Annotated in this window: 22 protein-coding genes and 1 pseudogene; 12 read left to right on the plus strand and 11 right to left on the minus strand. The window is 72.7% G+C overall.

Annotated elements, in window-relative coordinates:
• Positions 1–222, plus strand: a pseudogene (locus B085_RS41955) (ABC transporter ATP-binding protein); the annotation flags it as partial.
• 324 nt (positions 223–546) lie between these two features.
• On the opposite strand, the gene B085_RS41960 reads toward B085_RS41955, so the two are convergent.
• Positions 547–1734, minus strand: coding sequence for a PucR family transcriptional regulator (locus B085_RS41960; RefSeq protein WP_158689714.1), 1188 nt, complete (start codon positions 1732–1734; stop codon positions 547–549).
• A gap of 238 nt (positions 1735–1972) precedes the next feature.
• Here B085_RS41960 and B085_RS41965 point away from each other — a divergent pair, with 238 nt between their 5' ends.
• Together B085_RS41965 and B085_RS0110540 are read left to right on the plus strand one after the other, a co-directional pair.
• Positions 1973–2587 carry a TetR/AcrR family transcriptional regulator gene (locus tag B085_RS41965; protein WP_018558531.1) on the plus strand — a complete coding sequence of 205 codons (615 nt, stop codon included), beginning with the start codon at positions 1973–1975 and terminating at the stop codon, positions 2585–2587.
• A 432-nt stretch (positions 2588–3019) separates the two neighbouring features.
• Positions 3020–4222 carry a sensor histidine kinase gene (locus tag B085_RS0110540; protein ID WP_018558532.1) on the plus strand — a complete coding sequence of 401 codons (1203 nt, stop codon included), beginning with the start codon at positions 3020–3022 and terminating at the stop codon, positions 4220–4222.
• A 123-nt stretch (positions 4223–4345) separates the two neighbouring features.
• On the opposite strand, the gene B085_RS0110545 is transcribed toward B085_RS0110540, so the two are convergent.
• The 4 genes from B085_RS0110545 to B085_RS0110560 are packed head-to-tail and all read right to left on the minus strand — an operon-like array spanning position 4346 to position 7975.
• The gene (locus B085_RS0110545; protein ID WP_018558533.1) at positions 4346–5584 is read right to left on the minus strand and encodes an ABC transporter permease; all 1239 of its coding nucleotides are present in this window, start codon (positions 5582–5584) and stop codon (positions 4346–4348) included.
• Entirely contained in the window at positions 5584–6369 is a 786-nt protein-coding gene (locus tag B085_RS0110550; protein ID WP_018558534.1) for an ABC transporter ATP-binding protein, read from the minus strand. Before B085_RS0110550 ends, B085_RS0110545 begins: the two co-directional genes overlap by 1 nt.
• Complete coding sequence (locus tag B085_RS0110555) at positions 6366–7433, minus strand: peptidoglycan-binding protein (RefSeq protein ID WP_018558535.1); 1068 nt, start codon at positions 7431–7433, stop codon at positions 6366–6368. Before B085_RS0110555 ends, B085_RS0110550 begins: the two co-directional genes overlap by 4 nt.
• Positions 7430–7975, minus strand: coding sequence for a hypothetical protein (locus B085_RS0110560; RefSeq protein ID WP_158689715.1), 546 nt, complete (start codon positions 7973–7975; stop codon positions 7430–7432). The genes B085_RS0110555 and B085_RS0110560 overlap by 4 nt, the downstream gene beginning before the upstream one ends.
• Positions 7976–8279: 304 nt before the next feature.
• Between B085_RS0110560 and B085_RS0110565 the strand changes: the two genes are divergently transcribed.
• Positions 8280–9452, plus strand: coding sequence for a sensor histidine kinase (locus B085_RS0110565; RefSeq protein WP_018558537.1), 1173 nt, complete (start codon positions 8280–8282; stop codon positions 9450–9452).
• Positions 9453–9538: 86 nt separating this feature from the next.
• Here B085_RS0110565 and B085_RS41970 read toward each other — a convergent pair whose 3' ends face one another.
• Positions 9539–11542, minus strand: coding sequence for a SpoIIE family protein phosphatase (locus B085_RS41970; protein ID WP_158689716.1), 2004 nt, complete (start codon positions 11540–11542; stop codon positions 9539–9541).
• 254 nt (positions 11543–11796) lie between these two features.
• On the minus strand, positions 11797–12453 hold the full coding sequence (locus B085_RS0110575; protein WP_026250890.1) for a response regulator transcription factor: 657 nt from the start codon (positions 12451–12453) through the stop codon (positions 11797–11799).
• Positions 12454–12795: 342 nt separating this feature from the next.
• Between B085_RS0110575 and B085_RS0110580 the strand changes: the two genes are divergently transcribed.
• Positions 12796–13608 carry a DUF3152 domain-containing protein gene (locus B085_RS0110580; protein ID WP_026250891.1) on the plus strand — a complete coding sequence of 271 codons (813 nt, stop codon included), beginning with the start codon at positions 12796–12798 and terminating at the stop codon, positions 13606–13608.
• Here the strand turns inward: B085_RS0110580 and B085_RS0110585 are convergent.
• Both B085_RS0110585 and B085_RS0110590 read right to left on the minus strand, forming a co-directional pair.
• Positions 13560–14054, minus strand: a complete 495-nt coding sequence (locus tag B085_RS0110585; protein ID WP_018558541.1) for a tautomerase family protein — start codon at positions 14052–14054, stop codon at positions 13560–13562. The two genes, B085_RS0110580 and B085_RS0110585, sit on opposite strands and share 49 nt — an antisense overlap.
• A 52-nt stretch (positions 14055–14106) precedes the next feature.
• On the minus strand, positions 14107–14895 hold the full coding sequence (locus B085_RS0110590) for an acetoacetate decarboxylase family protein (protein WP_018558542.1): 789 nt from the start codon (positions 14893–14895) through the stop codon (positions 14107–14109).
• Between the two features lie 298 nt (positions 14896–15193).
• Here B085_RS0110590 and B085_RS0110595 point away from each other — a divergent pair, with 298 nt between their 5' ends.
• Positions 15194–15715 (plus strand): DUF1990 family protein, encoded by a 522-nt coding sequence (locus B085_RS0110595; protein WP_037731558.1) that lies wholly within the window; start codon positions 15194–15196, stop codon positions 15713–15715.
• Positions 15716–15791: 76 nt separating this feature from the next.
• Positions 15792–17162, plus strand: a complete 1371-nt coding sequence (locus tag B085_RS0110600) for a GNAT family N-acetyltransferase (protein WP_018558544.1) — start codon at positions 15792–15794, stop codon at positions 17160–17162.
• Here B085_RS0110600 and B085_RS0110605 read toward each other — a convergent pair.
• Positions 17116–18291 carry a trans-sulfuration enzyme family protein gene (locus tag B085_RS0110605; protein ID WP_018558545.1) on the minus strand — a complete coding sequence of 392 codons (1176 nt, stop codon included), beginning with the start codon at positions 18289–18291 and terminating at the stop codon, positions 17116–17118. The two genes, B085_RS0110600 and B085_RS0110605, sit on opposite strands and share 47 nt — an antisense overlap.
• Positions 18292–18350: 59 nt before the next feature.
• Between B085_RS0110605 and B085_RS0110610 the strand changes: the two genes are divergently transcribed.
• The 5 genes from B085_RS0110610 (at position 18351) to B085_RS0110630 (ending at position 22316) form a co-directional block, all read left to right on the plus strand.
• A complete protein-coding gene (locus B085_RS0110610; RefSeq protein ID WP_026250893.1) occupies positions 18351–18833 on the plus strand; it encodes an Lrp/AsnC family transcriptional regulator in 483 nt (160 codons plus the stop codon).
• A 48-nt stretch (positions 18834–18881) separates the two neighbouring features.
• A complete protein-coding gene (locus B085_RS0110615; RefSeq protein WP_026250894.1) occupies positions 18882–20558 on the plus strand; it encodes a DUF885 domain-containing protein in 1677 nt (558 codons plus the stop codon).
• Positions 20559–20631: 73 nt separating this feature from the next.
• Complete coding sequence (locus tag B085_RS51875) at positions 20632–20928, plus strand: ATP-grasp domain-containing protein (protein ID WP_018558548.1); 297 nt, start codon at positions 20632–20634, stop codon at positions 20926–20928.
• On the plus strand, positions 20925–21467 hold the full coding sequence (locus B085_RS0110625; protein WP_018558549.1) for a GNAT family N-acetyltransferase: 543 nt from the start codon (positions 20925–20927) through the stop codon (positions 21465–21467). Before B085_RS51875 ends, B085_RS0110625 begins: the two co-directional genes overlap by 4 nt.
• Positions 21468–21509: 42 nt before the next feature.
• A complete protein-coding gene (locus B085_RS0110630) occupies positions 21510–22316 on the plus strand; it encodes an ATP-grasp domain-containing protein (RefSeq protein ID WP_018558550.1) in 807 nt (268 codons plus the stop codon).
• 18 nt (positions 22317–22334) lie between these two features.
• On the opposite strand, the gene B085_RS0110635 is transcribed toward B085_RS0110630, so the two are convergent.
• Complete coding sequence (locus tag B085_RS0110635) at positions 22335–22889, minus strand: rhodanese-like domain-containing protein (protein ID WP_018558551.1); 555 nt, start codon at positions 22887–22889, stop codon at positions 22335–22337.
• Positions 22890–22909 lie beyond the last annotated feature (20 nt).

The following is a 22909-nucleotide window of genomic DNA, read 5'->3' on the forward strand; positions in this document are numbered from 1 at the left end:
GCCATCGCCCGCGCCCTGGCCAACCGGCCCGCCCTGATCATCGCCGACGAACCCACCGGCCAACTCGACGCCGACACCGGCCGCGCCGTCATGGAACTCCTGCGCGCCGTCGTCCACAGCGAAGGCGTCACCGCCCTCGTCGCCACCCACGACCCCCAACTCCTCGCCCTCGCCGACCGCGTCCTCGAACTCCGAGACGGCCACATCCTCACCACCGACTGACACCCGGCCGGAGAGGGAACGAGCCGCCTCTACGGCATGGTCGTGAGGCTGAGGGGCGGCGCGTTTCGCATGCCGCCGGGCGTTGACTGAGAGCAAGGCCGGACCTTCCGAGGACAGCGGGACCGAGAAGGCGGGCCGACCACCGGACATACCGATGCGACCCGCCCTTCACGAGTGCGCGTGCTTCCCGGCGCACTTCGTCCGAACCTAAGCAGGGCGTATGTGAGCAGGGCGTGAGCGACGAACGACCTGCCCAGCTCAGCCGCGGTGCGCGCCGCTGGACCAGGGCGCGGGGTTCAGGGCCCGGGGTTCAGGGCCCGGGGTTCAGGGCGCTGGGTTCTCCGGCGGGTACAGCACGATGGCGGCGAGGGAACGGGCCAGACCGTCCCAGCTGCGGGGGTCCCAGCCTGTGTGGTGGTGCCAGCGATCCAGCCGGTAGGACACGGTGTTGGGGTGCAGATGCAGGACCGCCGCGCTCGCGCTGATCGAGAAGCCGTTGTGCGCGAAGGCCAGGACGGCATCGGCGAGACGTGGATGGCTGCGCGGCACCGTGGAACGCACGAGAGGAGCCAACCGGTCGCGCTGGGGCAGGAGGGTGGCGATGAGCCACTTGTCGTCGAAGGACACGGGGCGTCCCCGCTCCCGCGCGACCACCAGCGCCCGTTCGGCGTCGCCGATGCTCTCCGCGGCGCCCGGCAGCCCGGCCCTGGGCATGCCGATCCCCACAACCGGATCAACTCCCGGAGGCAGCAGGTCCCCTGCGTCCGCGATGACCACGCCCTGCACCAGGATCACGACGCGCTCGCCGTGGATCACCGCGTGCAGCGTGCCGCCGTCCGTGCGAAGCTTCCGCCGCAGAAGGTCGAAGTGGCTGTCGGACCAGGCTTCGACGGGGGCGCACGCGGCCTGGAAGGAGGCGTGCGGATCGAAGTCCAGCGCCCGCGCCATGCACAGACCGTCCTCGCCCTGGGCACCGCCGGCGTGGAGGGCCTCGATGAACCGGTGCCGGAGTTCGACGAGGGCCGATTCCCGGACCCGGCTCGTCTCGGAGTAGCCGTCGGCCACGGCGCCGCACATGTGCTGCACCCACGCCCAGGTCCGGTCCACCGATTCGAGCAGGGCGAGCAGGGCCGCCGTGTTCCGGCCGCCGGCCTCGCGGCGCAGCCTGCCCCACAGATGCCGGTAGCCGATGTGGAAGCCCGTGATGACCGCTTCCATGGGGACGAACTGCCGGGCCCGCCTTCGTCCGAGTTCCCGCGCGGCCTCGATCTCGCGTCCGGTGGGCGGCCGTTCCTCCTGAAGGGAGGCGAGGAACGCCTGGTACTGCTCCAGCACCGTGTTCTCGTGGTCGGCGCGCGGCATCGCTTCGAACCATCCCACTTGGCCGCGGATGTCGTCCACGATGGCGGGCACCAGCACCTCCGTCTCCCGAACCGCCCACCGGTAGAGGGCGGAGAGCTCCGCGGCAACCGCGTCATCAGTGCTCGGGTGATCCGCTTGTCGTGCGCTCACGAGAATCCTGACCCTTCGAACGGATGACGTTTTCCACGGTACCGCAGCGCCACACGTTCCCTCCCCGCAGCGGAAATGCGCAATCCGTCTCCGATTCTCCGCGTGAATCCGTCCGGAGAATCCGAGGGACCGAGAAACAATCCCGGTATTCGGGCCGGGGCCCTGAGCACGGCCCCCGCGCACCACGGCTGCGGCGCGTGTCCTTGACGCCAAACGAAACGATACGTATCGTCCTTGTATGGCACTGGCATTCTCCTCAGGGCCGCCGGCCGGCGGGCCGCGGTCCGCCGCGAAGATCCTCGACGCGGCACGGGACGTCCTGTCGGCACAGGGCTACCCGGCACTGACCATCGAAGCCGTCGCGGCCGCCGCGGGCGTCGGCAAGTCGACCATCTACCGCTGGTGGCCGAACAAGGAAGCCCTGATCGCCGACGCGCTCGCCGAGATCTTCCGCGCCGAGGAGATCCCCGACCTCGGCGACACCCACGCGGAACTGCGCCACGCGGTCGACATGACCATCGACAACTACACCAACGAGGACATCGCGGCCTCCCTGCCCGCCCTCGCGGCGGGCCTGCTCCCCCACCCCGAGCTGATGTCCCGCTTCCGCGAGACCTTCCTCCACCGCAAACGGGAGAACATCGCCGCCGCACTGCGCCGCGGCGTGCAGCGCGGCGACCTCCCCCACGACCTCGACACCGACCTCGTCCAGGACGTCTGGGCCGGCACCATCCTCTACCGGCGCCTGATGACCGACACCCCCACCGACACCGCTCTCGCCGAGCACCTCACGCGGCTCGTCACCGAGAACGGCTCCGGCTTCGCCGCGCGCGCGAGCAGATCCTCCACGTGAGCCCGGCCCGATGCCGACGCGCCCCGAAGCCGGGGGCTCCCGAGGCCCTGTGATTTCCACAGGAACAGGTGCCAGGATTCCTCGCTCCTCCCTCTATCCCCGGTACGGGAGGTGCGAAAAAATGAGGTGGAAGCCCTTTTCCACCTGACTGCCGGTTTCCCCCTGGGACTGGCGGCCGGGAATTTCGGCTTCCCCCTGTCGCGATACCGCCGGTGGCTTTCACCGTCGCGACGGCCGCCTTTCCGGATTCGCGTCGGCACGCTCGGCCGTCCGTCGGTCCTGGCGATCGGGTTCTCCGCCCGATCCACCGGTGCGACCGATTCCGGAAGGGCACGCCAGAGAAGTCGAACCGGGAGCAGGTGCATGTCCCCCCTTCCTCCGCGGCCTCAACCCGGCTCGGACGATCCCGGCCGGCGCCCCCGGCCGGAACCCGTGAACGTTGCCACCCGCTGGCTCGCCGAACACCGGGGGAGCATGCGCCTCCGGCTCACCTGCATCTTCGGCGTGATGTTCTTCCTGGCCGTCGCTGTGGTGCTGGGTGTCACGGTGCTGCTGGTGCACCGCTTCCGGCAGGCCCACCCCGACGTGTCCGTCCCCCCCTACCTCAAGGTTCGTCCGGCACTCACCCCCGAGCAGCTGGCACAGGTCCAGGAGCAGGCCCGTTGGCTCGCGGTGGCCCAGGGTATGAACACCCGCGCCGACATGATGTGGATGCTGAAGTGGGGATCGCTCGTGGCCGCCGCGGTGGGGGCCGCGGCCACCGCGGCGGGCTGGGTGGCGGCCGGCCGGCTGCTGCGACCGCTGACGCACATCACCGGAACCGCCGAGCGCGTCGCCGAGCGCACGCTGCACCAGCGGATCGCGCTGAAGGCCGGCCCCGGCGAGGTCAGGAGACTGGCCGACTCCTTCGACCGGATGCTGGCGAGACTCGACGAGTCCTTCGCCGGTCGGGGCCGCTTCATCGCCGACGCGGCACACGAACTCAAGACCCCGCTCGTCATCAACCGCACCCTTGTGGAAGTCGCCATGAACCGGCGCAACGCCCCTATGGAACTGCGCGATCTGGCCGAGGACCTGCTCGCGGTCAACGCCCGCCACGAGCGGCTGATCGACGCCTTGCTGGCCCTGGCCCGCTCCGAGAACGGCACCGTGGAACGCCTGCCCTGCGATCTGGCCGAGGCGGCCGCCTCGGTCATCGAGGCCTCGGCCCGAGCGGCCGAAGAGGCCGCGGTGACGGTCCGGGCGGATCTGCGTCCCGCGCCACTGCACGGAGACCCGCTGCTGCTGGAGCAGGTGGCCCGGAACCTCGTCGACAACGCCGTCCGCTACAACGTCCCCGGCGGCACGGTCGGCGTCCTCACGGCACAGGTTCCCGGCGGGGTGCGGCTCACCGTCACCAACACGGGGCCCGTCGTCGACGCTCATGAGGTGCCCGTCCTGTTCCAGCCCTTCCGCCGGCTGACCGACCGGGTCGGCGCGGCCAAGGGCAGCGGTCTCGGCCTGTCGATCGTCCGGGCCGTCGCCCACGCCCACGGCGGAGACGTGGGCGCCGCACCCCGTCCCGGCGGCGGCATCACCGTGACCGTGACCTTGCCGACGCGGGTCCCGGGCAGCAGCACGGGAGCCCACGTGTGACGGCTCATCGAACCTCCGCATGCCTTGGCTCCCGCCCTCCACCGGGCCGGCGCGCCCGGCCGGGCTCCATCGTTCGGCTCACCCGTCCGGCCTCGCGGGAGCCTTCCGTCTCGGGCTCGGCTGTCACGTGCCCGCCAGTGCCTCGGTCGGTGACAGGCGCGCCGCACGGACGGACGGGTACAGGCCCGCCAGGCCGCCGATGACCAACGTGGCGGCGGTTCCTCCGGCGGAGACCCAGACCGGTACCGTCGTGGGCCATCCCTGGGTCGTCGCGTACACACCGGTCACGATGATGCCGAGGAGTACGCCGGCCACCCCGCCGAGTGCGGACAACAGGAGCGACTCCGCGAGGAACTGCAGTCGGATCTGCCCCTGGGTGGCGCCCAGGGCGCGGCGCAGGCCGATCTCGGTGCGGCGCTCCAGCACGGAGATGACCATGGTGTTGGCCACTCCGATCCCGCCCACCAGGAGCGCGACCGAACCCAGGCCCAGCAGCAGCCCCGTGAAGGCCCGCTCGGACGCGGTCTTGGCTACAAGGGCGTCGGAGGGTCTCGAGACGGACACGAGTTCCGGGTGCTCGGGGTTGGCCGTGGGGGCGAGAACCCCGTGCACGGCGGTGACCGCGTCGTCCCGGACCCGGGCGTAGACGGTCGTCGGGTGGCCGTCGAAGCCCAGCCCTGCTCGGGCGACGTCCCAGCCGACGAGCGCGCCCCGGTCGAGTTCGGGCGCGAGACGGGCTGGGGCGAGAATGCCCACCACCGTGAAGCGGCCGCCGCCCAGCACGACCTGAACGCCGTTCGGGCCGTCCGCGGTCGATGCGCCGCGCAACCGGTGGATTCCCAGGGTGTCGGCGGTGCCGGCGCCGAGGACCACCACGGGCAGTTCGCTCTGCGCCGCGTTGGGCCAGCTTCCGACGGCCAAGGGGACGTGGAGTGCTTCGGGCAGCCCCTGAGTCGCCGCGTACACGGCGATGCTGCCGCTGAGCGCCGTGGGGATGTGCTCGTTGCGGTACACGCCGGCGCGCGGCAGCCGGGCGACCGCGGCGACCGACTCCACGGGGCCGACCCTGCGGATCATGGCCGGGGCCGTGTCCGGGAGCGCCACTGTCCGCCCGGAAGCGTGGTCCTTGCCCGGACCCACGGTGAGCAGGTTCGTTCCCAGGGCGGCCAGCTCCTGGTCGAGTGCGGTGCGGCTGGAACTGGAGATCCCGACGACGGCGATCATCGCCGCGATGCCGATGGCGATGCCGAGTGCGGACAGGACCGCCCGCACGGGTCGGTACCGCAGTCCGGTCCCGCCGACTCGCAGAACGTCGCGGGGCCGCAGTCTGAACGGAGTCAGCGGGGGGCGGGTCATCTGCATCACTGAGGTACCTCCGTGGCGGTGGGGCTGCCGAAGTCGCCGTCATCGGCGCAGGCTTCCCGGCCGGTGAGCCGTCGGTCCCCTCGCGAGGCCGAACCGCCCGGGCCGGTCGCACGATCACTGACGATGACGCCGTCCCGGAACTCGATCCTGCGCGGCAGCCGCGCCGCGACCTCGGCGTCGTGGGTGATCAGCACCAGGGCCGTGCCGGAGGTGTGCAGCTCGTCGAGGAGCCCCATCACCGCTGCGCCGGAGGCCGTGTCGAGGTTTCCGGTCGGTTCGTCGGCGAGCAGCAGCGGAGGCTCACCGACGATGGCGCGGGCTATCGCCGCCCTCTGCCGTTCGCCTCCGGACAGTTCGTGCGGACGGTGGTCGGTGCGATGACCGAGCCCGACCCGGGACAGGGCGGTCAAGGCACGACGGTTCCGTTCCCTCGGCGGCACGCCGCCGTAGAGCAGGCCGTCGGCCACCGCCTCGACGATCGGGAATCCGGCGGGCAGGTGGAACTGCTGGAAGATGAACCCTATGTACCTGGCGCGCAGCGCGGACAGGCGGCGGTCGCTGAGCTGGGACACCTCGTGCCCGGCGATGGCGACCCGGCCCGAGGTGGGCCGGTCCAGTGTGCCGATGAGGTTGAGCATCGTGGACTTCCCGGATCCCGACGGACCGACGACGGCCACCGCTTCACCCGGCCCCACCGTCAGGCTGACGCCCCGTACGGCGGCGACGCCTCCGGCGTAGCTGCGGCTCACCCCGTCCAGGACCACGACGGGTTCGGCGCTCATCGTGCGGCTCCGACCCTGGTGCCGGGAGACAGCCCGTCTCCGCTCACCTCGACGCGTCCGTCGACGAACAGCCCGAGACGTACGGCGACGACGTGGCTCCTTCCGTTCCCGTCCAGTACCTCCACCCCGTAGCCGCCGCCTGCCAGCGCCAGGACCGCAGACACCGGGACGGTAAGGACCTTCTCGTGCCGTCCGGCGAGGTACCGGCCTGTCAGGCCGCCGGCGCCGCCACCGGTCACAGCCGAGGGACGGGTCAGCGAGGCGGCGACGTCCTGGACTTGTTGGCCGCTCTCGTCGGTGTGCGGAATGCCGACCGTGGTGACCGTGGCGTCGCTGCTCTTGCCGTCGGCAGCGGACACCTTCAGGCGTACGCCTTTGACGGCCAGCTCGGAGTCCTCGGCCGGGACGGCGAATCTGGCCCGCGGGGTGGTGCCGGTCACCGTCAGCAGGTCGGGTACGGCGGCGCCACCGACCGTGGCGCCTCGCCGGGCGACTCTGCGCGGCCCGTCCGCGTACACCACGTCACCGAGGCCGATCTTCCCGGACTCCGGTACACCCAGGGCCTTCTGCCAGCGTTTGACGGCCGCCTCGACGCCTTCGGTGTACGTCTCGCCGGGCGTGAAGCCCCCGTAGCCCAGGGCAGCGAGGTTGGTGGTGAACGCCAGGACGTCCTCACCCTTCACACCTCGCGCCAGCTCCCGGTAGGCGGGAAGGTCGCTGTAGAGCAGCACAACGGGGCGGTCGTCGATCCGGGCCAGCTCATCACCGCGGCGCAGCACGGTGCCAGGCGCGGGCAGCCAGGTGACGGTGCCCTGCGCGTGCCCGGTCAGGGGCCGGGCGGCGCCGTAGGTCACGGTGCCCTCGACCGTGATCCAGCGCTCCATGGTCTTCCGTGTCACCTCCGCGGTCGCCGGAGGGGACGCGGCGGGTTCGGAACTCGTGGAGCGGCCTCCGAGATGTCCCAGCGAGGCGGCACCGGCCAGCGCGACCACAGCCGCGCCGGCCGCACCGCCCGCGGCGAGCCGTGCGCGGCGTCCCCTGCCCGGCTCCTTGCGCCGGCTCATCCGGCGACGCCGTCGTTCTCGGACTGCGGGTACAGCTTGTAGCACGCCTCCTGGGCCTTCTTGGCCTTCGGATCGAGCTTGAGGTTGTACGTCGAGTCGGCGGGCTGCTCGCCGGTCTCCGGGTCGGGATCGGGGTAGTCGGAGGCCCCGTGCTCACGCATGCACACGGCGTACTGCTTTAGCAGCCCGATCTCCTCCGCGTTCCACAGTGGTCCCGTGTTCTCGTCCGCCGGCCACTTCGAATCGCACGCCTTGAAGCCGGGGTCCGTGATGGGCAGGGCACGCCCGTCGGCCATGGAGACGATCCCGTGTTCATCGTTCGGGTCGGGGTCCTTGACATCGAATCCGTGCTCGCGGAGGCATTCCACCACAGGCTTGTAGCGGGCCAGGTCATCGCCTGCCGAGGGGCTGACGCTCGACGTACCGTCGGGCACGTTCGCCACCTGCGCGCCGTTCGCGTCACCACCGCCGCATCCCGTCAGGGTCGCCACGGTGGCGACGACAAGCGCCGAGGTGCCGAACACCTTTGTGATCGTTGCCATTGCTCGCATTGCTGTTTCTCCCATGACCGATGACGGACGGCGGCCCAGGCGTGACCCGCGAAGTCCCCGGTCACGCCGCCGGTGCCATCCGAGCAGGTCGCGGGTGAGCCGGGGGTGAGCACTCGTGCTCACCCCCGGCTCACCCGCGAGCGCGGACACTGGGGCGGTGACAGCCGATCCAGAGCGAAGGCGGGCAGACGGGATGCGCCCTCCCACGGCACGACGGCGGTCGACCTCGCCCGGCCCTCCGCCCGCCCCGAGGCCCGGCCGGTCCGCGCCCGACGGCGCCCGCCGCCGACGGCCGATGCCGCTCCCCGTCCGATGGATCGCCGCGCACCGCGGCAGTCTTCGGCTGCGGCTGACGGCGGTGTTCGGCCTGATGTTCTTCATCGCGGGTTCGGCCGTACTGGCGGCCACGGTGCTGCTGGTCGTCCGCTACTGGCACTTCAACTACGCCACTCCGTCGCCGCGGGTGAACCGGCACGACATGAACGCGGACATGCTGTGGATGCTCAAGTGGGGATCGCTGGTCGTCACGCTCGTCGGTGTCTCGGCCACCGCCGCGGGCTGGGTGGTGGCGGGACGCCTGCTGCGCCCGCTCACCGACATCACGCACACCGCCGAGCGGATAGCCGGGCGCACGCTGCACCGGCGCATCTCCCTCGACGCACCGCCCGGCGAGGTCAAGACCCTCGCCGACTCCTTCGACCGCATGCTGGAACGTCTGGACGAGTCGTTCGCCGGTCAGGGCCGCTTCATCGCCAACGCGGCGCACGAGCTGAAGACACCGCTCGCGGTCAACCGCACGCTCGTCGAAGTGGCCATGAACCGCCGCGACGTCACGGCACCCCTGCGCCACCTCGGTGAGGACCTGCTGAAGGTCAACGCCCGCCAGGAGCGTCTGATCGACGCCCTCCTCGCGCTCGCCCGCTCGGACAACGGCACCGCGGAGCACCTGCCCACCGACCTCGGCCGGGTCGCCGAGGAGGTCGTCGACGCCGCCGCGGCAACGGCACGGGAGGCCGGCATCGCCCTGTCCTGCGATCTCGACGCCGCGCCGCTGCACGGTGACCCCACCCTGCTGGAGCAGCTCGCGCGGAACCTCGTCGACAACGCCGTCCGCTACAACCACCACGGCGGCGCCGTCCGCGTCACCACCCGCTCCACCCCCGAAGCGGCGGTGCTGGCCGTCACCAACACCGGGCCCACGATCGGTCCGCACGAGGTGCCCACCCTCTTCGAGCCCTTCCGCAGGCTCACCGACCGCGTCGGTTCCGCCAAGGGAAGCGGCCTGGGCCTGTCCATCGTCCAGGCGATCGCCCACACGCACGGCGGCGAGGCCGACGCCACCCCGCGCCCGGAGGGCGGGTTGACCGTCACCGTCACCCTCCCCCATCGACAGGTCCGGGACCAGGAGGACCAGCCCGCTCCGGCCGGACGGCCCGATCCGGGACTCGGACAGGCCGGGCAGGCGTGAGCCGTCTCCGGCAGGACTGCCCGAACGGCCGTCAGGCGGCCGTCATGCGGCCGTCAGGCGGCCGTCAGGCGGCCGTCATGCGGCCGTCATGCGGCCGTCAGCATCTGCTCGGCCCAGATCGTCTTGCCCACGTCCTCGTAACGGGTGCCCCAGCGGTCGGCGAGGGAGGCGATCAGGAACACCCCGCGGCCGTCCTCGTCCTGCAGGCGGGCGTGACGCAGACGGGGGGTCGTGTCGGCGTCGTCCGCGACCTCCACGGTCAGCACGCGGTCTCGTATGAGGCGGAGCCTGATGTCTCCTTCGGCGTGCTCGATCACATTGGTGGCGAGTTCGCTGACGATCAGCTCCGTGAGAGGGGAGTACTCCTCAAGTCCCCACTGCGCCAGCCGGTCCCGGGCGGCCCGGCGTGCCTCTGGCACGGAGACCGCCCGGGCGGGGAGGGACCAGGAAGCGACACTGCCGGCGTCGATGGACCGGGTTCTGGCCACCAGCAGCGCCGCACCGTCCTGGGGAGTGCTGCCGCGCAGGACCTGGTACGACACCTGGTCACAGACCTCGTCCGGGTCCGCGAGGGGTCGGGCCACCGTGCTGCGGAGCCGGTCGACGCGGTCCCTGGCCTCCGACGGATGGCGGTCGGCGCTGCCGTCCGAGTAGAGCGACAGCAGACTGCCCGGTGCCGGCTCCACGCTGACCATCTCGTGCGGCTCGCCCTTGCCCAGAGCCGCTCCCCGGGGCACTTCGAACGTAGCGACGACGCCCTCGGGGCTGGTGATGAGCGGGCTGTCATGACCGGCGGACGCAGCCGTGCAACGGAGGGTGACCGGGTCGTAGGTCATGTACAGGCAGGACGCGGTGAACGGCGGGCGTGCACGGTGGAGTGTGGCCGGGTCCGCTTCCTGCTCGTCGGCGAGTCGCTGGGCGACGTCGTCGAGATGTGCCAGCAACTCGTCCGGCGGCAGGTCCATCGCGGCCAGGGTGGAGGCGGCCGTCCGCAGACGGGCCATGGCCACGGACGCCTGCAGGTCCTCTCCCGGTACGTATCCGATGATCAGACCCACCCGGCAGCTCGACAGCGGGAGCACCTCGAACCAGTGGGCGCCGTAACGGCCGACCCGGTAGCAGTGGGAGGCTTCCACGGCGGTGAGCCGCGGTGTCTCGCGGGGCAGCAGGGTGCGTTGGAGTGCCGTCGCGACCACGTGCTCGCGGGTGAAGCGGCGCGCGTTGTCGATGCAGACCGCCGTGCAGGACGCGAGCTGCGCCGCCAGCGACAGATCGTCCTCGCCGAAGGGCTCGAGGGTGGAGCGGGTCCGGTAGAAGCCCGCCAGGCCCAGGACCAGGCCGTGCACGGTGAGCGGTGCCACGATCATCGAGTGCGCCCCGGAACGGACGATGAACTCGGCCCGCATGCGGTCGTGCACCAGCCAGGCACCCGACTCCTTGGCCAGGTCGACCAGCCGCGGCCGCAGGTCCGCCAGAGCCCGCGTATAGGGCGTGTGGGAGGTGAACTGGCTGGCGCCGCCCACCGGATAGGCCCCGTACTGCCCCTCGTGGGAGGCGAAGGCGGCACGCCGCATCGGAAGGTGTGTCGTGACGGGCCCTATGGGGGCGTCGCCGTCGAACACGGACTCCGCCAGGTCGACGGCGACGGCGTCGGCGAAGCCGGGGACCGCCATGTCTGCCAGTTCCTGGGCGGTGCGACCCGCGTCGAGTGTGGTGCCGATCCTGGACCGGGCCACGGCCATCAGATCCGTCGCCTTCTGCCTGCGGACCTGCTCGGTGACATCGTCGACCATCGCCGCTACGGCGCCCGGCACGGGACCGTCGCACCGCAGCGGGTAGCCGGTGACGGAGTACAGGTGACGGTTGCCGGGGTCGTCGGCCGGGACCGCGGCGACGGTACGCTCCCGGACCACGTCATGGGTGTCCAGGACCTCGCGCATGATCGGCGACAGTGCGATCCGGGTGTCCAGATCACCCAGGCGCGCTCCGACCACTTGCGCCTCGGGCAGGCCCCGCAGGGTGAGGAGGGCGGCGTTGGAGCGCAGGACGCGCAGATCCGGACCGTACACCTCGAGGCCTGCTCGGGCCATGCCGAACAGTTCCTTCTCGAACGCCTCCGCTTCCCGTTCCGAGGGCGCCTTCAGGCCGGGTTGGGCGTGTCGGTGTCCACGAGGCATGGTCGACCTCATCTTTCCTCGACACCGTCAGTAAACCCGTCTCCGCGGCGATGGGCCACCGGGATGGGCGGCGTACGGCGTCCGCTGCGGGCAGGCGGCCCGAGGTGTGCTCCTTGCCGGCTGTCGCCGGCGCGCGCAGGCGTCCGCCGGGCACCACCGCCGCGCGGTCAGCGGATGCGGTATCCCACTCCGGTGACGGTCTCCACCACGGCCGGCTCGCCCAGCTTGCGCCGCAGGCTGCGGATGGTGACCCGCACGATCGTGGTGAAGGGGTCGATGTTCTCGTCCCACACCCGTTCCAGCAGTTGCTCGGCCGAGACCGGGCCGCCCTGCCCCCGGAGCAACTCCTCCAGGACCGCGAACTCCTTGCGCGACAACTGCACGAAGCGGCCGTCGCGGTAGGTCTCGCGCAGGTGCGGGTCGAGACGGATTCCCGCGCGCTCCAGGACCGGCGGTGCCGGTGGCCGCACCCTGCGGCCCAGCGTCCGGATCCGGGCCACCAGCTCGGCGAACGCGAAGGGCTTGACCAGGTAGTCGTCGGCCCCGAGGCTCAGCCCGGCGACGCGCTCGGCGACCGTGGTCGAGACGGTCAGCATGAGGATCTTGGTCTCGGCCCCTTCTGACGCGGTGCGCCGGCACACTTCGTCGCCGTGCAGCTTCGGAAGGTCGCGGTCGAGCACCATCACGTCGTACTCGTTGACCGCCAGCCGTTCCAGGGCCGCCTCACCGTCGTGGACGACGTCCACCGCGAACGCCTCCTGCCGCAGACCCTCGGCTATGGCACCCGCGAGCATCTCCTCGTCCTCCACGACCAGCACCCGCACCTTGCGTCTCTCCCATCAGCCCTTTTCTGAACCGTCTGCCTCGCAGCGGCCGTTTCTCCGTCTGCGCCGGCGGCGCTTCCCCGGCCTCACCGGCGGCGGCCCCGGCCCCCCTCGTGCGCCGGATCGAGGGCGGCCGGCGGTGCGGCCCGGGCGTACAGGAGTGCCTGTGCGACGCGTCCGCGTTCACCGCCTGCCGCGGCCCGTGTCCCGGACCCGGAGAGGTCGTGTGGAAGCCGGCAGCGGTTCCGGCGCTCCGCTGCCACTATGCACCGCGCCGCGTGAGGACCACGTGAGTCCGGGTGCTCACCGCTGCTTCACCGCGGGCCTTGTTCAGTTCGGGGCATGAAGCACCGTCGCAGCAGACATCGCCGGGCGAGAAGGCGGCGCGGGCCTCTTGTCGGCCTCGTGATCCTGGGAGCGTGCTCCGCGGGGGTGTTCGCCGTCGCGCACCTGAACGCCTCGAAGCCGGCCCTCCCCGCGGCGCACAAGAGCCGCCCCTCGCCCCCCGCGGCCACCTCGGAGTCTGCGCAGGGCTCACGGCCTCCGACGGCACCGCCCAGTCCCCGGCGCAGTCCGCCGCCCCCGCGGATACCGCGGCGCGGGGCCGGCACGTTCACCTCCGCCGGTGGCTCGTCGGAGGCCGTCGGGCACGGCAGGACACTGCGGTACGTCGTGCAGACCGAGGACGGCAGTGGGCTCACCGCGGCGTCCGTGGCCGCCGAGGTCGAGCGCGTACTGGCCGACGAGCGGGGCTGGACGACGAGCGGTGTCGCGTTCCGGCGTGTGGAGGAGCCGCCGTACGACTTCCGGGTACGGGCGGCGACGCCCGACACCGCGGACGCCCTGTGCGCCGAATACGGTCTGGACACCCAGGGTGAGCTGAACTGCAACGTCGCCCAGACCGTCGTGGTGAACATCAGGCGCTGGATCCTGCTCAGCCCCCAGTACGCGGGCAGGCCCGCGGACTATCACGCGATGATCATCAACCATGAGGTGGGGCACTTCCTCGAACGGGGACACCGGGGATGTCCTGGACCGGGCATGCCGGCTCCGGTGATGATGCAGCAGATCAAGGGGCTGCACGGTTGCGTCGCCAACCCGTGGCCCTACGACCGCCTGGGAAACCTGGTCACCGGGCCGCGCGTGTACCCCTGAACCGCGAGCGGCCCGCGGTGGCGACCGCGGCGGAGCCCGCGCCGCCACCTCTCCTGCCGGCTCATCCATTCCTTCTCGTGGCCGGGGTCCGGCAGGACACGGCCGCCTTCGACCGCCGACCGCGCGGGGCTGTCCTGGATCACCACCAGAACGCGGGGCTCGGGAATCCCGGTGACGCGGGAGGCGGCCGCCGACAACTCCGGCGCCAGGCGGGTGGTCTCCTCCTGCGGGTGCCCTCGTCGCGCCCATCCGGTGATCAGCAACGGCGCTCCGGGCTCTCCGCCGACGTAGACGCTGTCCCGGGGCGGTTCGGTGAAGACCACGTTCACGTACCCGGGCGGCACATGGTTGATCTCCGAGTGGATCCGGGTGATCTCCGCGGCCAGTTCCGCCTTCGTCGCGACTGCCGGCGTCCCCTGAGCGGTGGTGCAGGTGTGGATGGGCACGTCGGCTCCTGAGGGGTGAGGGCCACGGACAGGGCCCGCGGGGGGGCGGGGGTCAGTCGGTGAGGGTGGTGAGGTCGGTGACGGTGTAGGCGAGGTCGAAGTGGAAGCCCCTGCCGGTGCGGCGGACGGGCAGGTCGGCGAGTTCCTCCCCGTGGGCGGCGAGGAAGGCGAGGTCGGCGGTGCCGGCCCAGGCGTCGCTGACGGCGGCATCGTCGAGGACGGCCATGACGAGTTCGTGGACGGCGGGCTTGTCGTGCTGTCCGGCGGTCAGGTTGGGGAAGTGGCGGAGGTTGACCAGCGGGCGGCCCATGAGGGCGGCGGGGTCGGGGACGGGCTGCTGGAGGGTGATGGACGCTTCGGCGATGCGCTGCCCGGCGGACGAGGCGGTGGCGGCGAATCGTCCGCCGGGGCCGAGGACGGGCGTGCCCGGGCCGCCCACGGAGTAGGCGCGGGTCTGGTGGACGGCGCCGAGCTTCTTGGGGAAGCCCTGGACCCAGCCGCGGGCCATGGCCGAGTCGTTGTCGACGTAGATGTAGGGGCACCAGGAGACGGGGGTGCCGCGGTGGTGGGCGTCCAGGGTGACGAAGAACTCGCGGTACTGGGAGCGCGCGGGGTCGAGGTACTCCAGGCCGGTGGAGGAGTACTGCCAGTCGATGAACAACGCGACCCCGCGGCCGGCGGAGTCCGGGTCGGGCGTCAGGCCCTCGGGAAGGGTCGCCGCCGCCGCGTCGGGGTCGGTGAAGAACTCCACGGCGACCGCGGTCCCCGCGTAGTGCCACGGCGGGGCCGGCGCCAGGTTCGCGATGCCGCGGGGCGAGAGAGGAACGGTGTAACCCTTCATGACGCGCACTCCTTCACGGGACTCAACGAAACGATACGTATCGTTTCGATCCATGCCACGACGCTAGCAGGCGTCCGTCGAGAAGTAAAACGATACGTATCGTTTCGGTCCCGGCGGGCCACCGCCTGCTTCAAAGATCCTCGACACGGCGATGGATGTCCTGGGCAGCGGAGGGCGGGCGGCGTCCCGCAGGGCTTAGCATGTGCAAATCAGCCGGGCAATACGGCGATTTCGAGACCTCGTGGGGCGGCCGGGGCGGGTGCTCCGCGGCGTCCCGACGGACTGGGAGGACGGCGCCGTGACGGGTGGCTTCAGCTACGAGCAGGTCGGGGTGACCCGGACCGGCGGGCCCACCCCGCCGGGGTTCCACCACCTGCACGAGCGGATCCGGATCGGCGAGGGCCCCGAGGTGCTGGCCGCGGCCGGACGGGCGTTGACGGGGTGGCGGATGCACCGGGCGACCGGACTGCGGGTGCCCGCCGGCACCCCGGACGCGGCGCCGGGGGTGCGGGTGCCCCTGCGGATCGGCCCGCTGCGCGCGCCGTGCGAGGTGGTGTGGGCGGAACACGGCGCGGACCGCGTCGGGTTCGCGTACGGGACGCTCCCCGGTCACCCGGAGCGCGGGGAGGAGGCGTTCGTGGTCAGCCTCGCGCCGGACGGGTCCGTGTGGCTTGATGTCACGGCCTTCAGTGGACCGGGGGCGTGGTACGTGGGTCTACTGGGCCCGCTGGGACGCGTCACTCAGCGTGGCATCGCGCGCCGCTACGGCCGGTGCCTGCGCCGGTTGTCGCAGGATGGAATTGTTGAAAGGGGGAGTTAAGCGACATGGACCACGCTTTACCCGTCGGTCACAACGCGTTCGTGATCACGCAACACCCGTTCGGCATGGTGTTCGCATGCGAGACCTGACTTCCGCCACGACGGCCCCCGCCGCCCTCCCGCGGCGGCAGCACCATTGGCGCCGCGACGTCATCGAACTCGCCGCGCTCTTCGTGGCCGTGGCCACCGCCGACCTCATCGCCAACCTCGTCGGGCACGCCCCCGACGGCCCCGCCCTGCTGTGCCTGTCGGCCGCCGCGCTCGCCGCGACCGCCGGCTTCCACACATGGTGGGCACGCCGGCACGTTCATTCGCCCCCACCCGCCGGGAGCCACGCCCGGGACCGTACGACGGAGCCGGGGGAGGGCTCCGCCGCCCACGGACCCGACGCCGGGACCGCGCTGTGGCGGGTGCGCACCACCGTGCGCGACACTCCGGGCAGCCTCGCCGCACTCTGCACGGCGCTGGCCGGACGGGGCGTGGACATCCTCACCCTCCAGACGCACCCGCTGGCCGACGGCACCGTGGACGAGTTCCTGGTCCGCGCCCCGGCCGCACTCGCACCGGGCGAGCTGACGCGGGCAGCCGCCGACGGGGGCGGGCGGGACACCTGGATCGAGCGGGCCGACGCCCACGACCTCGTCGACACCCCGACCCGGGTCCTCAGCCTCGCCACCCGCACAGCCATGGACGCCGCCGAACTTCCCATGGCCCTGCGCCAGTTGTTCGGCCGCTGCACCATAAGGTCCACCCCACCCGGTACGGCCGGCCCCGACCCGGCCGAGGACACCCTGGAGGGCACGATCATGCGGCTGCGCGACCCGGCCGGGGGCACCATCTCCGTGGAACGGGCCTACCTCCCGTTCACCCCGACCGAGTTCGCGCGGGCCCGCGCGCTCGTCGAGCTCGACGCGCAGCTGGGCACCAGGGTCCCGGAGGGCCGGACGGTGCTCACCCTGCCCGAGGGCAACGAGTTCACCGTCCGACGGGTGGGCCCCGAGGACCTCGAGGCCGCCCGCGAGCTCCACGACCGGTGCTCCCCCGCGACCCTGGCGCGCCGTTACCACGGCCCGGTCGCGGACGTGGACCGCTATCTGACCCACCTGCTCAGTCCCCGCTTCGGGCGGACGCTCGCCGTGCAGACGGTCTCCGGCCGGCTCGTCGCCCTCGGCCACCTGCTGTGGGACGGCGACGAGACCGAGGTCGCCCTGCTGGTCGAGGACGCCTGGCAGCACCGCGGCATCGGCCTGGAGCTGCTGCGCCGCCTGGCCGCGCAGGCCTCCGACGCCGGGTGCGAGAGCGTGTACGCGGTGACCCGGGCGACCAACACCGCTATGGTCGCGACGATGCGCCGCCTGGGTCTGCCGCTGGACTACCAGGTCGAGGACGGCACGCTGGTCATCACCGCGACGCTGTCACCGGCCGACGCGAGCGCTCGGCTGCGCTGAGCGCGATGTCCAGGTCCTCCCACAGGTCCTCGACGTCCTCCAGGCCGACCGACAGGCGCAGCAGCTTGTCGCTGACACCCGCGCTGTGCCGGTCGCCCTCGTCGACGATGCGGTGGCTGATCGAGGCCGGGTGCTGGATGAGGGTGTCGACGCTCCCGAGGCTGACCGCCGGGGTGATCAGCCGGACGCCGGCGATCACCTCGTGCGGGTCGCCCTGGACCTCGAACGCGACCATGGCGCCGCCGATCCGCGGATAGTGCACCTTCGCCACCCGCGGGTCGGCGGCCAGCCGCCCGGCCAGCGCGGCCGCCGTCGCCGAGGCGGACGTCACCCGGACCGGCAGCGTGGACAGCCCGCGCAGCAGCAGGTACCCCGCCAGCGGATGCAGCACCCCGCCGGTGGCGAAGCGCACCTTGCGCAGCACACGGGCGAACTCCTCGTCGCAGGCGATGACTCCGCCGAGGACGTCGCCGTGGCCGCCGATGTACTTGGTGGCGCTGTGCAGCACGATCCTGGCGCCGCTCTCCAGGGGGCGCTGCAGGACGGGCGTGGCGAAGGTGTTGTCGACGAGCAGCGGCACCTCGCCGCAGGAGTGGGCGACGGCCCGCAGGTCGACCTCGGCGAGCGTCGGGTTGGCGGGGGTCTCCACGATCACCAGGCCGGTGTCGGGGCGGATGGCGTCAGCGATGCCGGCCGGGTCGGTCCAGGTCACCTCGGTGCCGATCAGGCCGCCGGTCAGCAGGTGGTCGCTGCAGCCGTACAGCGGGCGGACGGCCACCACGTGGCGCAGCCCCATGGAGGCGCGGGCCAGCAGGGTGGCGGTGAGGGCGGCCATGCCGCTGGCGAAGGCCACGGCGGCCTCGGCGCCCTCCAGCCGGGCCAGCGCGGTCTCGAAGCGGGCGACGGTGGGGTTGTCGAGCCGGGAGTAGACCGGCGGGCCGGTCAGCGCGGCACCGGTCACGGCGAAGTCGTCCAGGCGGGCGGCCTCGGCTCGGCTGTCGCGCGAGGGGTAGGTGGTGGACAGGTCCAGGGGAACGGCGTGCAGGCCGAGGTCGGCGAGGTCTTCGCGGCCGGCGTGCACGGCCTCGGTGGCGAGGGCGCGGGTGGGCGCCGATGCTGTCGTGTCCATGGCCCGATGCTGAACAGCTACCGGGCCGTAGCGGGAAAGACCCGTGTTAACTTCGGCCGATGTCCGATTCTGTGCTTCTGGATCCGGTCGACCTCGAGATTCTGCGACTCCTGCAGAACGACGCACGGACGACCTACAAGGACCTCGCCGCCGCCGTCGGCGTGGCCCCGTCCACCTGCCTGGACCGGGTCGGCCGGCTGCGCCGCACCGGGGTGATCCTCGGCCACGAGCTGCGGGTCGACCCGGCCCGGCTCGGGCGGCCGCTGGAGGCGCTGCTTGCGGTGCAGGTGAGGCCGCACCGCCGGGAGCTGATCGGCCCCTTCGTGGAGCGGGTGCGGGCGCTGCCGGAGTCGCGGGCGCTGTTCCACCTCACCGGGCCCGACGACTACCTCGTCCACGTGGCCGTCGCGAGCACCGGCGACCTCCAGCGCCTCGTCGTCGACGAGTTCACCTCGCGGCCCGAAGTCGCCCGTGTGGAAACCCGGTTGATCTTCCAGCACTGGGACTGCGGACCACTGCTCCCGCCCACGTCAGCAATATGATCGTCAATGGTGATGACGGAGCGGGCCGCTCCGTACCAGGATGTGACCATGCCCGACACCACCGGCAGCGCGCTGCCCCGCCGGATCGCCGACGCGTACGTCGACGCGGTCACCGAACTCGATCCCATCACCGCCACGTACCTGGGGGTGCGGACCGGCCAGGACCGGCTCCCCGACTTCAGCCCCGCCGGGCTGGAGGCCCAGGCCGAACTCGCCCGCCGCACCCTGGCCGACATCGACGCGGCCGAGGTGCCGGACGACGACGAGCGCCGCTGCGCGCGGCTGCTGCGCGAGCGGCTCACCGCCGAGCTGGCCGTGCACGAGGCCGGTGAGGGCCTGCGGGCCGTCAGCAACCTGCACTCCCCCGTCCACTCGGTGCGCGGTGTGTTCATGCTGATGCCGACCGAGACCGATGAGGACTGGGCCGCCGTCGCCGCCCGGCTGCGCGCGGTCCCGCAGGCCCTGGCGGGCTACCGGGCCTCCCTGGAGGAGGGCGTCGCCCGCAAGCTGCCGGCCGGGCCGCGCCAGGTCGACACGGTCGTCGGGCAGCTCGGCGAGTGGCTGGGCGAGGACGCGGGAGCGAGCTGGTTCGCGCAGTTCGTCGCGGAGGGTCCCGAGGCCCTGCGGTCCGAGCTCGACGGCGCCGCCGCCGAGGCCACCGCGGCCGTCGCGGGCCTGCGGGACTGGCTGCGCGACACCTACGCGCCCGCGGTGGAGGGCACTTCCGACGCGGTCGGCCGCGAGCGGTACACCCGCTGGGCCCGCTACTGGACGGGCTCCGACCTCGACCTGGACGAGGCGTACGCCTGGGGCTGGGACGAGTTCCGGCGCATCGAGGCCGAGATGCGCGTCGAGGCGGAGAAGGTGCTGCCCGGTGCCACCCCGATGGAGGCCCTGGCGCACCTGGACGAGGCCGGCGAGGCCATCGAGGGCGTCGACGCGGTCCGCGAGTGGCTTCAGGGGGTGATGGACGAGGCCATGGCGGCGCTCGACGGCACCCACTTCGACCTGGCCGAGCCCGTCAAGCGCGTCGAGTCGCGCATCGCCCCGGCCGGCAGCGCCGCCGCGCCGTACTACACCTCGCCCTCGCTGGACTTCTCCCGCCCGGGCCGCACCTGGCTGCCCACCCTGGGCCGTGAGCGGTTCCCCGTCTGGGACCTGGTCAGCACCTGGTACCACGAGGGCGTCCCCGGCCACCACCTGCAGCTCGCGCAGTGGGTGTACGTCGCGGACCGGCTCAGCCGCTACCAGGCCACGCTGGGCCAGGTCAGCGCGAACGCGGAGGGCTGGGCACTGTACGCGGAGCGCCTCATGGACGAGCTCGGCTTCCTGACGGACGCGGGCCGCCGCCTCGGCTACCTCAACGCGCAGATGCTCCGGGCCACCCGCGTCATCCTGGACATCGGCATGCACCTGGAGCTGGAGATCCCGCAGGACAGCCCGTACCGCCCGGGCGAGACCTGGACGCCGGAGCTGGGACGCGAGTTCTTCGGGCGCTTCAACGGGCTCAGCGACGCCATGCTCGACAGCGAGATCATCCGCTACCTCGGCATGCCGGGCCAGGCCATCGGCTACAAGCTGGGCGAGCGCGCCTGGCTCGCCGGGCGCGAGGCCGCCCGCAAGGCGCACGGCGACTCCTTCGACCCGAAGGCCTGGCACATGGCCGCGCTGTCGCAGGGCTCCCTGGGCCTGGACGACCTCGTCGACGAGCTCTCCAAGCTCTAGGCGGGCGGTGCCCGTGGGTGGCGGGGCTGCGGCCGGCCCCGCCGCCGGCGAGCCGGCCGGATATGGTTCCGGTATGGGGGTGTTGTTCGTCTTCCGCGCCGACGCGCCGCGCCCCCTGGTACGCGGCCTGGACCGCCCCCTCGTCACCACCGATCCGGCGCTGCACGAGGACGGCCGGTGGCGGGTGGTGGAGGTCGGCGACGGTCAGGTCTCGGACCTGCCCGCGGGCGCCTGCCCGAAGACGCTCGCCGCGGCGCTCCGCGCCCTGGCCGGCGAACCCGGCGGTCACGCCGCGTCCGACCGATCCGACCGATCCGACCGACCCGGCCGACCCGACCGACCCCCGCTGCGAAACGGTGCCTCTCGATGATCCCTCAGGCCTCCCACCTCCACGGCCGTCTGGTGCTGACGCACGGGCGGCTGACCCTGCGGGAGCAGCTTCCGGGGGAGGCGGCGCAGCTGGCCGACGGGAAGCGGGCCGGGCTGGCGTGGATCGACGGGGGGCCGGGCGAGGGCACGATCATCGCGGCCGGGATGATGACGATCGCGGCGGCCGCCGAGGTGTACGCCCCGGGGTGGGGGCTGTTCGTGATCCAGCGGTCGGACGACGGCCTCGCGCTCGGCGGTATCGGCTTCCACGGCCCGCCCTCCGCCGTCGACGGCCGGGTGGAGATCGGCTACGACCTGTCGGAGTCCGCGCGCGGCGAGGGCTGGGCGACGGACGCGGTGCTGGTGCTGTCCCGGTGGGCACTGAGCCGTGCCGAGGTGCGCACGGTGCTGGCGACCACCGACCCCGGCAACCGCGCCTCGCAACGGGTGCTGGAGCGGGCCGGCTTCGGGCGCATCGCGGACCGGGACGCCCAGTGGGCCTACGAGTTGGGGCCGGCCGGGCGGGGTGTGAGCGGGTAATTCGCTGTCGCTTCACCCGCCGGTTCGGCCACCATCGGGACCGTGAACACCGCTCCCCCGTCCCGGACCCTCTTCCTCTCCCCTCGCGTCACCGAGACCGGGCACGCGCTGGCGGCGGCCGCCCACCGGCGCGGCATGGCGGCGCGCACCCTCTCCACGTGGCGGGCGCCGCAGGACGCGGCGGACGCGGTGGGCCCGTCGCTGTACGCGGGGCCGCTGTTCGCCGACGCCGTGGCGGCGGACCTGGGCCTGGGGCTGCTGGAGGCCGACGAGGACTGGCTGGCCCGGCTGCCGTTCGAACTCGCCGGGCGGGACGTCCGGTTCACGACCCTGGCGGAGGCCCGCGCGCTGCGCCGGCCCGCCTTCGTGAAGCCGCCGAACGACAAGAGCTTCCCGGCCAGGGTGTACCCCGACGGCAGCGGTCTGCCCGGCCCGGACGCGGTGGACGACGACGCTCCCGTGCTGGTGAGCGACATCGTGGCGTTCGCCGTCGAGTACCGGCTGTTCCTGCTGGACGGCGAGGTGGTGACGGGCAGCCGCTACGCGACCCGCGGCGGCCTGGACGTGGCGCCGCTGGACGGTGACCCGGCGGCCCGCGAGGTGCGGGAGTTCGCCGGACGGCTCTTCGCGTCCGGCGTGCCGGAGCTGCCGGGCGCGATCGTGGTCGACGTCGGCCGGACCGGGGACGGCTGGGCGGTTGTCGAGGCCAACGCGGCCTGGGCGAGCGGTCATTACGCCTGCGACGCCGACGCCGCGCTGGACGTCGTCCTGCGGGCGGCGGCGCCGCTCGCGGGGTTCGGGCCGCGGGACCGCCGGTTCCTGCGGCCGGAAGTCTCCGTCGTCCGCTGAGGCCGACCCGCGGCGGCCTCAGCAGCCGCAGTCGTCCGCGCCCACGGGTGCGGTCAGCGGGTCGGCGGGGCGCCGTTCGGTGCCGTCGGCCGTCTCGTGGGCGAAGCCCTCGCGGATCCAGTACTCCATGCCGCCGAGCATCTCCTTGACCTGGTAGCCGGCGCTCGCCAGGGCGAGCGCTGCGCGGGTGGCGCCGTTGCAGCCGGGGCCCCAGCAATACACGACGACGGGCACGTCGCGGTCGAGGAGGGCGCCGGCGAGCCGCGGGACGTCCGCGGTGGGCAGGTGGACGGCGCCGGGGACGTGGCCCTGCTCCCAGGCCCGGGTGGAGCGGGAGTCGACGACGGCGAAGCCCGGCCCGGCGCCGGTCTCCGCGGCGGTGGCGAGGGCGGCCGCGACGTCGGACACGTCGGTGTGGAAGGCGAGGCTCGCGGCGAAGTACGCGGCGGCGGCGGCCGGCGCGACGGGCGGCACGCGCAGCACGGGGTGGCCGGCCGGGGCGGGGGTGGCGGCGGTCTGTGCCGTCGTGGTCGACATGCTCGACTTGCTCGTCTTGCTCGTCATGGTCGTCATGGTCGTCATGGCGGCAAATC

Origin of the sequence: Streptomyces sp. BoleA5, from assembly GCF_000373665.1 — a bacterium.
GTDB lineage: Bacteria > Actinomycetota > Actinomycetes > Streptomycetales > Streptomycetaceae > Actinacidiphila.